The organism is Proteus genomosp. 4 str. ATCC 51469 (genome assembly GCF_003144375.1).
GTDB lineage: Bacteria > Pseudomonadota > Gammaproteobacteria > Enterobacterales > Enterobacteriaceae > Proteus.
Genome location: NZ_PENV01000002.1, coordinates 362,731 through 375,841, shown reverse-complemented (window position 1 = coordinate 375,841; position 13,111 = coordinate 362,731). Strand labels below are relative to the sequence as shown.

Below are 13,111 nucleotides of genomic sequence, written 5' to 3'. Positions count from 1 at the left end.
CACTGTGCGTTTAAGTTCAAATCAAATTTTTAGCCAGCGAGTGGACAATATTACCAGTTCACAAAGCAAATGGATGACGGAAGGCAATAAAATCTCCAGCGGTCGTCGTGTTGAAAAACCATCAGATGATCCAATGGCGGCTTCCCAAGCGGTTATGGTGAAACAATCTGAATCTCGTAACCAACAGTATGCGACTGCTCGTGGATTTGCAAAAAACAGCATGTCTTTGCAAATGAGCTTAGCCAGTCAAATGGTTAATATCACAACGAAGATCCAAGAGACTCTGGTTGCCGCGGGTAATGATGGGACATTAAGCGATGAAGACCGTTCATCTTTGGCTGATCAATTACAAGGTTTAAAAGATCAATTAGTGGGTATTGGCAATACAAAAGATGGTGTTGGCCGTTATATCTTTGCAGGTTTCCAATCAGATAAACCACCTTTTGTCGCTGATGCAACAGGCAAAATCACCTATCAAGGTGGTGATAAGCAAATTACCCAAAAAGTAGATAGTAATATTGAAATGGTCACTAACTTCACTGGGATTGAAACATTACAATCTTCAGGGAGTAAAGGAACAGCACCTGATATTTTTGAAGCATTAGATGGTGCTATTACTGCATTACGTGAACCGTTAACAGGTAAACCACAAGCTGATCGTGATGCAGCATTAGAAAAAATTGATGCAGCGAACCGCGTTAACCGTGCAACCTTAAATAATATTTCAAGTGTAGAAGCAAAATTAGGTTTACAACTTCAAGAAATTGATAATCTAGATGATTTAGGTGCGGATACATCATTAAGAAATGCAAAACGTTTAAGCGAATTACGCGATTTAGACTGGACGCAAGCAATTTCTGATTATTACCAAGAAGAGTCTGTATTACAGGCTTCTTATAAAGTCTTTAACGACATGAAAGACATGTCGATGTTCAAGATGTATCGCTAATTATTTTAGTTTTGTTTTAAGAAATTTTGATATCACCCCTGGTATTTATTTATCAGGGGATTTTTTTATTTATTAAAAGCAATAAACTATATTTTCTTTTTTAATGCTAAGAATAAGATTTTATCTTGAGTCGAAGAAGTTTTGAAACCATGATGAAGATAAAAATGTTTTGCGCTTTCGGTTAAAGCATGAACCATAATCGCTCTAACACCAATGTTTTCAGCTACATGATGACAACGCAAAACAGCATCTCTTAACAAATCGGCACCAAGATCTTTTCCATGAAAAGTTTGATCAACAGCAAGTCTAGCTAAAATGATCACGGGTATTGAGTCTGGCATATTGCGACGAATATGACTAATTGCTTCAGTATGGTTAACACTACCTGTTGCTAAAGAATAGTATCCAACAACACGTTTTTTATTTTTTTCACAGACCACAAATGTACGAGATGCACCTAAAAATTGGTTTTTTAAACCTCTTTGTTTTATCCAGTTATCTAATACATTTTCATTACTATAAAAATCAGCCACTTCATGTGAATTTGATAACGGCTCAGGTGCTGTTACTTTTCCCATAATGGTTTTCTTATTAATAACTTTTCAAGAGCAGGGTCAATATCAACCGGCGCATCAATAATTTCTATAAATTCCGCATATTGAGCATCATTTAAATTAAAGGTTCTACGGTCTAAAATGACGTCTTCAGCAGCTTGGCATACTGTCTCAAGAATAAAGTCAGTACGAGATTTATGGAGAATTTCAGCAGCAGTATCAATAAGTGCGCGTTGTGATTCTTTAGCGCGAATATTGAGTTGTACGTCAGCTTTCATATCACGCCTCCTTGTATAGCAATAGATATACATTGATTGTGGAATAAACAAACAATATTAGCTACAAAAAAGCAGATAAATTTTAATTTGAGGACTGCGATTAAAAATAAGTCGATTTAAATCTCAAGAAACCAGCTGATGTAATATCAAAGTGATGCGATTAAACGTATCGCTAAAAACGCGCTCTGTAAATACAGGCAATGCAGGCATAATCATTGATAATGCTAACATACCAATAGTCAGCGTAAGAGGGAAACCCACCACAAAGACAGAAAGCTGTGGTGTCATACGGTTTAGAATACCTAATGAAAGATTGAGCACTAAAAGTAGGGTGATTAATGGCATGGCTAGCATCATACCGTTAATAAAGATTGTGCCACCACTTTGAACTAAAGTGAGAATAGCTGAAGAGTTAAAAGTTTGATTTCCAATAGGAACCACATAGAATGTATCAACTAATATTGATATTAACCATAAATGCCCATCAAAGACCAAAAATAGCAATATCGTTAACATATTAAAAATACGTGCCAAAATAGGCATGTTAGGGCCACCAGATGGATCGACGAAGGTGGCGAATGAAAGCCCCATCTGTAAACCAATCACTTCACCAGCATGACGAACAGACGCAAAGGCTAATTGCATTGATAACCCTAAAATCGTGCCAATCAAAATTTGTTGTAATAATACCCAAAAGGCAATAATCGAGAATAGAGGCACATTACTTTGTGGTAAGCCCGGTGCAACTAATGCGGTTATCAAAAAGGCGAGCGTAATACGGAATTTCTTTGGTGTCTGCTTTTCACTAAATAGCGGTGCAGTACTAAATAGTGCAAGAATACGCACAAATGGCCAGAAAAAATCACTAATGTAGCCGTTAAGCATTTCACTGGTCAGGGTTATCATTGCTATTAACCAATCATCCCTGGAATGCCTGTAAATAAGTTATGCATATAATCGATAAGCAAACTTAACATCCACGGGCCAGCCACTAAAATAGCCGCTAATACCGCAAGAATTTTAGGAATAAACGATAATGTCATTTCGTTTATCTGTGTTGCTGCTTGAAGCATACTGATCACAAGACCGGTCACAAGCGCTGACAATAAAAGAGGGCCTGCGAGTGATAAAGCGATTTTCATCGCTTCTGTGCCCAGTGCTAAGACGGATTCTGGTGTCATGGATTACCTCAGCGCTAATTAAAAAAGCTTTGTGCAAGTGAGCCCAGTATTAATTGCCAACCATCAACTAAAACAAAAAGCATAAGTTTAAAAGGCAATGAGACTGTTGCAGGGGGCACCATCATCATACCGAGCGCCATTAATACACTGGCAACGACTAAGTCGATGATAAGAAAAGGAATGAAAATCATAAAACCAATTTGAAATGCGGTTTTTAGCTCACTGGTGATATAGGCAGGAACTAGAATACGCATAGGTACACTTTCGCGTGTTTCAAATGCTGGGGCATCTGCAAGGCGTGCAAATAGAGCTAAATCTGTTTCGCGCGTTTGTTGCATCATAAATTCACGCAGGGGTTTTGAACCATTGTCTAACGCTTGTTCAAAGGAGATTTTATCTTCACTAAAAGGCATATAGGCATCTTGATAAATTCTATCAAAAACCGGTGCCATAATGAAAAAGGTCATAAACAACGCTAGACCAAGAACAACTTGGTTTGGTGGTGCTGATGGTGTTCCTAATGCATTACGTAATAATCCTAGTACGATGATAATCCGTGTAAAACTGGTCATCATCAGCAAAACAGCAGGAATAAAGCCTAATGCTGTAATGAAGATTAAGGTTTGTACTGGCAGTGACCAACTTTGACCACCTCCCGGTAATGATTGTGTAATAACACTCGGAAACTGAGCAAACGCACTGGTTGGGAACAAGACTAAAACCAGTACACTAGCGAAGAGACGCCAACGCGTTAATGCGTTAAAAAAAGTGACACACTGATGCATTATGAGTTGCCTTTATCTCGCTTTAGCGTTTTTTGTAATATTTGAGTAAACAATGGCGATGTAGATGATGTTGTCGCTTCCTGCGAGGCTTTTTCAGGGATAGGTAACTTATGCAATAGATTTATTTGCGATGATGTTACCCCTAATACAAGCCATTCCTGTTCAATTTCAACAACAACTACACGTTCTTTTGCACCTAATGAACAACTTGCTTTGACGCTCAGTTGTGCTGTTGTTCCTTTAAATGAACCACGGGTAAAGCCAAAACGGCGAAATAACCACATAGCAACAATAATAAGAACGATAATGCCCGCAAGCGCCGTGCTAACTTGAGCAAGGCTTTGACCTACAGGCAATGGTTGTGTAGGTGTTTGAACTGTTTGTGTTGTAGCGGGCGCGGTAGTATTTACCGCACCTTGGCTGGAAAAGGAAGGAAGCTGTTCCATAAATTAACGGCTCAGACGACGCATACGTTCTGATGGCGTAATAATATCGGTAATACGAATACCGTATTTATCAGAAACAACAACAACTTCGCCTTGAGCAATTAAATAGCCATTGATAAGAATATCAAGGGGCTCACCAGCTAAACCATCCAGTGAAACGACAGAACCTTGAGACAGGCTGAGTAATTTTTTAATGGTCATTTTGGTGCGGCCTAACTCTACCGTTAATTTGACAGGAATATCCATGATCAAATTAATATCGGATAGATGATTAAGCGTATCGTCTTCAGGTAAAAGATGTTCAAATAAATCGGAACTATTATCCTGGCTTTTCCCAGTTTGCTGTTCCATTGCATCAGCCCACATATCCTCAGCCGATTGTGAATTATCAGTTGGGCGATTTGCATCACTCATTGGTTTGTTCCTCATCCAGAGCGTTTAAAACAGGGTTAATTAGGTGTTCAACACGAAGGGCGTATTGCCCATTTACTGTACCGTATTGGCTTGTTAATACGGGCACACCATCAACATGTGCAATCAATCTTTCTGGTTTATCAATAGGGATAACATCCCCTTCTTTAAGTGTCAGCACTTTTGATAAACGCAGTGGGATGTCAGTAAAGTTTGCGACCAGTTCAAGTTCTGAATGCTGAACCTGGTTGACTAAACTATCTAACCAAACCCCATCTTCTTGACGAACATTTTCAATTGGTGGGTTGATCAGTCGTTCACGTAACGGTTCAATCATGGCAAATGGAATACAAATGCTAAATTCCCCGACCATCGAACCGATCTCTACCTGAAAAGGTGTCGTAACAACAATGTCATTCGGTGATGAGGTGATATTGGTAAATTTTACCTGCATCTCAGAACGAACATATTCAACTTGAATTTTGAAAATGGAATCCCAAGCATCACGGTAGGCATCAAGTGCCAATTTCAACATTTTGTTGATGATCCGTTGCTCTGTGTTGGTAAATTCACGTCCTTCCACAGGGATTGGAAAACGGCCATCACCACCAAACAGGTTATCTACCGCGATATAAACCAGATTCGGTTCAAAGGTAAATAACGCGGTTCCTCGTAATGGTTTTAAATGCACCAAGTTAAGATTCGTTGGTACAGGTAAATTACGAGCAAAGTCGTGATAAGGGTGGATTTTAACGCCACCAACAGTAATATCAGGGCTCCGACGGAGCATGTTAAACAGCCCCATGCGGAATTGACGCGCAAAGCGTTCGTTAATGATTTCTAACGACTGTAAACGTTCCCGAACCACACGACGTTGCGTGTTGGGGTCATAAGGCTGAATATCCGGTTCATTCGGATCCTTCGCTATCGCAGGTTCCCTGTTCGCGCTTTTGGCGTCGTCACCTGATGTGTCATCATTCAGCAGAGCATCAATCTCTGCCTGTGAAAGGATATTATCGCTCATAATGATTATCGCAGAATAAACGTGGTAAACAGTACATCGGAGAGGATCTGTTCAGATTCTCCCGGTACGAGAGTCGGTCTCAGCGTTTCTTTTACATCCGTCATTAGCTGGAGTTTTCCATTGTCTGTCGCAAGCTTGTTAGCTTGTTGACGAGAAAGCAGTAATAACAAGCGGCTACGAACTTCAGGTAAATAATCATGTAGACGCTTACGAGTGTCTTCATTATGCAATCTTAGTGTGATCCCTATGTAGAGCACTCTGTCTAAGTGTTCTTCGTCATCAATTAGATTTACCGTAAAGGGCTCTAATGACATAAAAACGGGTGCTGGTATAACTTTTTGCTGACTAGTGCCCGCTGAACCTGATTTAGCATGCTTCAATGCCCACCAACTATATCCACCGAATGCCGCTGCAATAATGGCGATCACCAATAATACGATGATCAGAATTAAGCTATAGCTTTTACGTTCATTGCTGTAATTAGACATGGACAGTTAAATTCCTGTTTTGTAGTGGATACGTGTTCACTGTTGTGGACTTCCATATCCATCTAAATCAACCTTAATTATCCCGCTATTTCTGTTTTTTAATGGCAGAAACAGATAGGGAAAAAACCATTAACTCTTACGTTTATTGACATAGTGTGTCCTCCCAATACATTTGTATTAGGCAAAAATATCAACACCACCACGAGCAGATGCTAATTCTTGAGGCGTAAGGGTTATCTTTTGTAGTGCCGGTTCAGAGGCTAATTGCATTGAATTACCCTCTCTTCCTTGATGATTATCGGCACCATCTCCACTAAATTGAGAGGAATCTGACATATTTTGTTGTTGCCAACTGTCATTAGTGTCGCTAGACACCTGACTTTGCGTGAGCTGTATCCCATTTTCAGAGAGGGCTTGACGCAATTGATGCATGGCATTTTCTAATACAGAACGAACTTGACCACTTTGTGACGCAAGGTGTAACTGTGCTTGCCCATCTTCTATTTTCATGCGGATATGCAATGAACCTAGCTCTTCAGGGTGTAAACGTAACTCAGCTTTCTGTAAACCATTACGGCTAAACATGACAATTTGCTGGTTAAGTTGTTGTTGCCACTCAGGGGTGCCCACTTGTGCATTTAAAACCTGTGTTGCCATTGGTGAAAATTGCATTTGTGGTTGTGTTGATGAGTGAGCATGGCCCGTAATGCCTTGTGAAGCAAAAGAAGGTGAGTTAGTGAGTGTGTTGTGAAGGTCGCTTTCTGCAACACGGTTACCTGCCGCCATTTGCTGCGCAACATCGTCTGCTAATTTTGCATTTACAGCTTGCTTATTGCCGTTTAGCAATGCATTCACTTTTTCTGCTGTTGGCGTTAAAAGTGTTGCGATGCTATCGACTTTTTTCGCAGAAGATTTTTCTGCTTGATTAGCACCAACAAGTGTACTTTGTGTTGCTAATGTCGCTGTCTCTGGGCGTAGCTGGGTTAGCAGTGACTTTTCATCTGATTTCGATAGATTGAGCTTGTCGGTAAGGTTGAAGTCCGACATATCGTTATCTTTTGAAATAGAGCGTGCTAATGAGGCTAAATCTTCACCACGTTTAACTGATTGAGGCTGTTGTAATGCTTGAGTCAGTTGTTCTGAGGGAAGGGTAAGTCGTTTTAATCCCGGTAGCCCTGCTAATTGAACGGGAAGCTCTGCGGCAAGTCCTTCAGCTGACATTAATGATGAGGCGGTTCTATTTTCAACAATCGCTGCAAATTGTTCATTATCAGGCAATGTAAGCGTGAGTTGAGATGTATCTAGAGAAGGCTCTTTTATCACGTTTGACTCGGTGGAAACAGACGCAAGCTGACTATCGCCTTCTTTTGTTTTGTCTTCATCTGAGTGTGAGTGTGTTTTATTCTCTTTGGTAGAATGGTTTGTGATATTGGCTGTCTTTTTATCACCCTGTGCTTGTTGGGGTTGAGAACCCAAAAGCTGAGCGAAAGTCGGGGCATTATCACCGGGTTGACTCTGGGTAGCAGATGCCGTTCCCGGGGAGGCTGCAGCGACATCCATGGTCAGAAGCGTTATCTCCATCAAGTTGTTCTCCGTAAAGTACTACGCTGTGCGTACTCGTCCATTTGTTTCTGTTCAATACGATCGAGATGTCGCTTACGGCTATCTTCGGCACGTTGCTCCAAAGTCTCAAATGCATTGAGTCGTTGCTGTTTTTCTCGCCATTGTTCAGTTGCAAGATCGAGTTGCGCCTGCCAATGTTGAAGTTGTTGTTTATGTTGTTCGATAGTCAATTCGAGCGTTTTGAGAAATTGTTGGTAGTTTTGCCACGATGCTGACGACATCCCCCCTAAATTCAACGTTTCATTTAGACGTACACGGTATTCATCCTGATACCCAATCAACATATTGAGTTGCTGTTCCATTTGTTGATGACTCTGCCGGACCTGAGCCAGTTGAATAGCGGCTTGTTCAGCCGCTGTCTGTGCCAGTTCTCTCAGTGTCACTAAAGGTGACTGCTCCCGCATTGGAACCCTCTTTACTTTCTCTGATTATGTTCAGAATTAGTTTACTGTGATCAGTTGATTAAGTTGCTCACATGCACTTTGATAACTGCATTGCTCTTGGATATCTTGTTGTAAGAACTTCGCGAGAGACGGATAAAGAGCAATTGCTTTATCCAGCATTGGATCACTACCCGCGGCATAAGCGCCCACATTAATTAAGTCTCGGTTACGTTGATAACTTGATAAGAGCTGTTTAAACAGCTGTACACGACGGTAATGTGTTTTATCAATTAGCGATGTCATTGCTCGGCTAATAGATGCTTCAATATCAATAGCAGGGTAGTGCCCTGATTCAGCAAGTGAGCGAGAAAGCACAATATGGCCATCTAAAATGGCGCGCGCTGAGTCTGCAATAGGATCTTGCTGGTCATCACCTTCCGTTAAAACGGTATAGAAAGCCGTAATAGAACCACCACCATCAACGCCATTACCTGCACGTTCGACCAATGCAGGTAATTTAGCAAAGACAGAAGGTGGATAGCCTTTGGTTGCTGGTGGTTCACCAACAGCCAGAGCAATTTCACGTTGTGCCATACTGTAACGGGTAAGTGAGTCCATAATTAACAGGACATGTTTACCTCTATCGCGAAAATCTTCAGCAATACGTGTGGCATAAGAAGCACCTTGCATACGAAGCAGTGGTGATACGTCAGCTGGTGCGGCAACAACAACAGAACGAGCTAGGCCTTCAGTACCAAGGATATTCTCGATAAAGTCTTTAACTTCACGACCACGTTCACCGATTAAGCCAACAACAATGACATCCGCTTGAGTAAAACGAGCCATCATGCCTAATAGCACACTTTTACCCACACCTGAGCCTGCAAAAAGACCCATACGCTGACCGCGACCAACCGTTAATAATGCATTAATTGCACGTACACCTACATCAAGAACATCTGTAATCGGTGTTCGTTGTAATGGGTTGATCGGTGGCGTAATGAGTGGGGCACGATAACCTGTATCCGGTGGTGGTAAACCATCTAAAGGGTAACCAGAACCATCTAAAACACGTCCTAATAACGCATCACCTAGTGGTAATTGGCGACCTTCATTTTCACCTCCAGGTGTGGCTTGGGCATAAACACGAGCCCCAGGTGTTAATCCCTCGACTTCCTGTAAAGGCATTAACAACATCTGGCTACCATTAAACCCAACCACTTCGCTTTCAACTTCTTCAACTGTTTTGCCAATGGTACGTTCGATTAAACACGTAGAGCCAAGAGGCATAACTAGCCCCTTAGCTTCCATGACTAAACCTGTTGCTCTGGTTAAACGGCCATATTGACGCACACGTGGAATTTTATTTAAACGTGCTTCTGCTTCACTGAGTTTTTCTAACCAACGCCCCAATCTTGCTGTCATTACAACGCCTCCGGTGCAGCAAGACGGCAAAGCTCATGCCAACGAGTTGCAATCGTGGCATCAAGATCGCCATCATTCGTTACAACACGGCATCCACCCACATGAATACTGTTATCGGCAACCACTTTCCAACCATGAGCAGAAAGGGAATCACCCAGCTCTTTTTCAATTTGTGGAATATGTCTTGGATTCACTCGTAACTGTGGATTGCTTGAGAACATTTGTTCTTGTTGCAACATTAAGGTTATTTGTGCAAGCAATGCAGAGCCATCACAGACAGCAGGTTGACCCAGAACTTCTTTGGCTGCTGTAAGGGCAATTTGCATTAAGCGTGATGCAATCACGCTGTCTAGTCCATTCAGTGAATGTCTAAACTCAGCTAACAACCCTTGCCACTCATTAATTAATGGTGATTGTTGAGCAATGCCTTGGCGAATACCTTCTTCAATACCTGATTGTAATCCAGCCTGATAGCCTTCCTGATAACCCTGGTTTTTCCCTGCCTCAAAGCCTTCAGCGTGGCCCAATTTCTGGGCCTTGTCTTTCATGTCATCAAGCATATTAATTTGCTCAAGAACTTTCTGTTGCTGAACAACTTCTTTTTCCTGTTTTTCGACTTCCTTTTCGTCTTCTGTCGTTTCCTCGACAGTTAATGCCCAATCAGTGAGTTCTTTGGGAACCCAAGGCTTCCAGTTAGTATCAGTATGTTTATCAGACATAGGTATCGTCTCCTCCATGAAGAACAACCTCTCCAGTCTCTGCTAATTTGCGTACCACAAGCAGAATTGCTTTCTGCTCTGCTTCCACTTGAGACATACGAACAGGGCCGCGAGAATTCAAATCATCACGCATGATTTCAGCAGCACGTTGCGACATATTGTTGAGGAAGTGATCGCGCAACTCTTGTTCGCATCCTTTCAATGCCACAACCAAGGAGTCGGATTCCACTTCCTGTAGAATGCGCTGGATAGAACGGTTGTCGATATCGATAAGGTTTTCGAACAGGAACATTTCGTCGATAATCTTTTGTGCCAATTCGCCGTCGTAATCGCGTACCGCAGTAATAACATTCTCTTCCTGCTGGCTTTTCATCAGGTTGATAATTTCAGCAGCAGTACGAACACCACCCATTTTGCTGCGTTTGAGGTTTTGACCATCAAGCAGGTTATTCAGTACTTCAGTTAACTCTGCTAATGCTGACGGCTGAACACCACCAAATGTTGCGATACGTAACATCACGTCATTACGTAATTTCTCATCAAACAGGGCAAGAATATCTGCCGCTTGACCCCGTTTGAGGTGAACCAAGATGGTTGCGATAATCTGCGGATGTTCGTCGCGGATAATATCGGCAGCCATTTGTGGTTCCATAAAGTTAAGCGTCTCGATACCTGTTGTTGTTTCACGGGTTTCAGAGATCTCATCTAACAGATTATTTGCACGTTCTTCACCCAGTGCTTTGACCAGAACAGAGCGCAAGTAATCGTTCGCATTCACATTCAACGCTGCATATTGAACAGCGTCTTCTTCAAAGCTTGCCATAACATCAATCAATTGCTGATTTGAGATATGGCGCATTGATGACATTGCAATACTCAGCTGTTGAACTTCGCGCGTACTTAGATGTTTAAATACTTCCGCCGCCCGGTCTTCACCGAGTGTTAGTAACATAACGGCGCTTTTTTCGGTTCCAGTTAAGTTATTACTCATTGCTCTTTACTCATCCATTCACGAATTACCATTGCAACGACACGAGGATCTTTCTCTGCCATTTCACGGATACGTTGGCTTTGCAATTCGGCACTGACACGTTTACGTGCTTGTTTACGTCTTGCTTCGTCATCTAATTCTGTTTCATCAACATCATCTTTAACTTGTAGCTTCGTTTTCAGCACGGCTTTCTGTGCGGCAATTTCAGCTTCACGGCGTTTTTCAAGCTGTGGTTTCACCAGTTTGCGCCATAAGATCCATGCGATGATGACAAGTAATAACCAGCGACCTAAATCTAATGCTTTCGCAAGAATTTCTGGGTTTTCCCATACAGGAATAGTAATTACTTTCTCTTCAATATCATTGAACTGCGAGTTCACGACACTTAATGAGTCACCACGTTCTTGGGAATAGCCCATCGCTTCACGAACAAGTCCTTCAATTTGCTGAATTTGTTCATCAGTAAGCGGAATTTGTTTAGTTTCAACAACAGGCTCTTCGCCTTCAGCCGCTTCTTTCGTATCTTCAATCGTTTTATAGTTCACGATGACAGCAACAGAAAGACGTTCGACATTACCCACAGGGCGTTTTATATGACGAATTCGGCGATCAACTTCATAGTTGGTTGTTTCATCTAAACGGCTATTACTGTTTGGATTACGCGTTAATGTACGATTAGTGCCCGTTGTATTGGCTTCATCTGTTTTCTCATCTTCTTGCGCTTTTGGTGTTTCAATCGGCGCTTGAGGTGGAGCAACAGGTTGATTAGACAATGCTCCTGGTACACCGCCCGCTAACATGCCACCATTTTGCTCACTTTGGCTCAATTGTTTTGAACGCACAGCTGCTTGATTAGGTGGCTGATTCGGCTTGTACTCTTCAGCGGTTTCTTCGGTATGAGAGAAATCAACTTGAGCAGTTACCTGAGCATGAACATTTCCACGACCCACGATTGGACCAAGTAATGTTTCAATACGTTGTTGGTAGCGGCTTTCTAGCTCTTGAACATATTTTAGTTGAATAGAGTTAAGGTCACGACCTAACGCATCAGGTTGTGTCAATAATTTTCCACTTTGGTCAACGATGGTCACACTGCTATCGGGCATCCCTGCAACACTGCTTGCAACGATATGCACGATGGCATTAATTTGACCTTCATCCAGCGCTCTACCCTGTAAAAGACCCACCGTAACGGATGCAGAAGGGGATTTCTGTTCACGAACAAAAAGGGATGGTTTTGGTAGTGCTAAATGAACACGAGCATTTTGTACAGGACCTAATGTCTCGATAGTGCGAGCAAGCTCACCTTCAAGTGCACGTTGATAGTTAATTTGTTCACTAAATTGGCTGATCCCGAACTTTTCTTTATCTAACAGTTCAAAACCGGCAGCACCGCCTTTTGGAAGTCCCGCTTGCGCGAGTTTCAGGCGTAATTCATGAACCTGATTGTCAGGCACCATAATCGCCGCGCCATTTTGTGACAAGCGATAAGGTACATTCATCTGTGTTAACTGTGTGACAATTTCGCCACCGTCTTTATCGCTAAGATTACTATAAAGCACTTTATAATCAGGGCTTTGTAACCATAAAAATGCAGCAACAAAAATGGCAATAGCCGCCGAACCCGCAATAATTAGCGGAATTTTCGGATCGGCTTTTATCCGGTTAATAATGGCGTTAAAACCCTTATTCTGGTTCACAACGTCGGTTTTTTCGGCATTCATAGACAATCCTTGCCTTGTAGTTCGGGATGAATACTAAAAGCGTGGCGTAACAAAACAGACTCCCCTTACGCAAATAAATAAACCTACTCTCAGGTGTCTCATTATTGGCCTTTTGCGTTTCATTTAATGG

Annotated in this window: 16 protein-coding genes; 1 reads left to right on the top strand and 15 read right to left on the bottom strand. The window is 42.0% G+C overall.

Annotated features, from left to right (window positions below):
• Positions 1-4: 4 nt before the first annotated feature.
• Positions 5-949 (top strand): flagellar hook-associated protein FlgL, encoded by a 945-nt coding sequence (flgL, locus tag DK866_RS03935; protein ID WP_109407812.1) that lies wholly within the window; start codon positions 5-7, stop codon positions 947-949.
• An 86-nt stretch (positions 950-1,035) separates the two neighbouring features.
• Here flgL and DK866_RS03930 read toward each other — a convergent pair whose 3' ends face one another.
• From DK866_RS03930 to fliF, 15 genes are all read right to left on the bottom strand, one after another.
• Complete coding sequence (locus DK866_RS03930; protein ID WP_109407811.1) at positions 1,036-1,527, bottom strand: GNAT family N-acetyltransferase; 492 nt, start codon at positions 1,525-1,527, stop codon at positions 1,036-1,038.
• A complete protein-coding gene (locus DK866_RS03925; RefSeq protein WP_109407810.1) occupies positions 1,515-1,781 on the bottom strand; it encodes a DUF1778 domain-containing protein in 267 nt (88 codons plus the stop codon). Before DK866_RS03925 ends, DK866_RS03930 begins: the two co-directional genes overlap by 13 nt.
• 123 nt (positions 1,782-1,904) lie before the next feature.
• Positions 1,905-2,687 carry a flagellar biosynthetic protein FliR gene (fliR, locus tag DK866_RS03920; protein ID WP_109407809.1) on the bottom strand — a complete coding sequence of 261 codons (783 nt, stop codon included), beginning with the start codon at positions 2,685-2,687 and terminating at the stop codon, positions 1,905-1,907.
• A gap of 5 nt (positions 2,688-2,692) precedes the next feature.
• Positions 2,693-2,962, bottom strand: coding sequence for a flagellar biosynthesis protein FliQ (fliQ, locus tag DK866_RS03915; protein ID WP_072068516.1), 270 nt, complete (start codon positions 2,960-2,962; stop codon positions 2,693-2,695).
• Between the two features lie 14 nt (positions 2,963-2,976).
• Positions 2,977-3,747 (bottom strand): flagellar type III secretion system pore protein FliP, encoded by a 771-nt coding sequence (gene fliP / locus DK866_RS03910; RefSeq protein WP_072068515.1) that lies wholly within the window; start codon positions 3,745-3,747, stop codon positions 2,977-2,979.
• Complete coding sequence (fliO, locus tag DK866_RS03905) at positions 3,747-4,193, bottom strand: flagellar biosynthetic protein FliO (RefSeq protein WP_109407808.1); 447 nt, start codon at positions 4,191-4,193, stop codon at positions 3,747-3,749. Before fliO ends, fliP begins: the two co-directional genes overlap by 1 nt.
• A 3-nt stretch (positions 4,194-4,196) precedes the next feature.
• Positions 4,197-4,607: a flagellar motor switch protein FliN gene (fliN, locus tag DK866_RS03900; protein WP_006533153.1), complete on the bottom strand. Its 411-nt coding sequence runs from the start codon at positions 4,605-4,607 to the stop codon at positions 4,197-4,199.
• Positions 4,600-5,628, bottom strand: a complete 1,029-nt coding sequence (gene fliM, locus DK866_RS03895; protein ID WP_088495228.1) for a flagellar motor switch protein FliM — start codon at positions 5,626-5,628, stop codon at positions 4,600-4,602. Before fliM ends, fliN begins: the two co-directional genes overlap by 8 nt.
• Before the next feature lie 5 nt (positions 5,629-5,633).
• Positions 5,634-6,116, bottom strand: a complete 483-nt coding sequence (gene fliL, locus DK866_RS03890; RefSeq protein WP_006533151.1) for a flagellar basal body-associated protein FliL — start codon at positions 6,114-6,116, stop codon at positions 5,634-5,636.
• A gap of 177 nt (positions 6,117-6,293) precedes the next feature.
• Positions 6,294-7,697 (bottom strand): flagellar hook-length control protein FliK, encoded by a 1,404-nt coding sequence (locus DK866_RS03885; RefSeq protein WP_109407807.1) that lies wholly within the window; start codon positions 7,695-7,697, stop codon positions 6,294-6,296.
• The gene (gene fliJ, locus DK866_RS03880) at positions 7,697-8,143 is read right to left on the bottom strand and encodes a flagellar export protein FliJ (RefSeq protein ID WP_006533149.1); all 447 of its coding nucleotides are present in this window, start codon (positions 8,141-8,143) and stop codon (positions 7,697-7,699) included. The genes DK866_RS03885 and fliJ overlap by 1 nt, the downstream gene beginning before the upstream one ends.
• A 36-nt stretch (positions 8,144-8,179) precedes the next feature.
• Positions 8,180-9,547: a flagellar protein export ATPase FliI gene (fliI, locus tag DK866_RS03875; RefSeq protein WP_109407806.1), complete on the bottom strand. Its 1,368-nt coding sequence runs from the start codon at positions 9,545-9,547 to the stop codon at positions 8,180-8,182.
• On the bottom strand, positions 9,547-10,266 hold the full coding sequence (gene fliH, locus DK866_RS03870) for a flagellar assembly protein FliH (protein ID WP_109407805.1): 720 nt from the start codon (positions 10,264-10,266) through the stop codon (positions 9,547-9,549). Before fliH ends, fliI begins: the two co-directional genes overlap by 1 nt.
• Positions 10,259-11,257 (bottom strand): flagellar motor switch protein FliG, encoded by a 999-nt coding sequence (fliG, locus tag DK866_RS03865; RefSeq protein ID WP_109407804.1) that lies wholly within the window; start codon positions 11,255-11,257, stop codon positions 10,259-10,261. The genes fliH and fliG overlap by 8 nt, the downstream gene beginning before the upstream one ends.
• Positions 11,254-12,981 carry a flagellar basal-body MS-ring/collar protein FliF gene (gene fliF, locus DK866_RS03860; protein WP_109407803.1) on the bottom strand — a complete coding sequence of 576 codons (1,728 nt, stop codon included), beginning with the start codon at positions 12,979-12,981 and terminating at the stop codon, positions 11,254-11,256. Before fliF ends, fliG begins: the two co-directional genes overlap by 4 nt.
• Between the last annotated feature and the right edge of the window lie 130 nt (positions 12,982-13,111).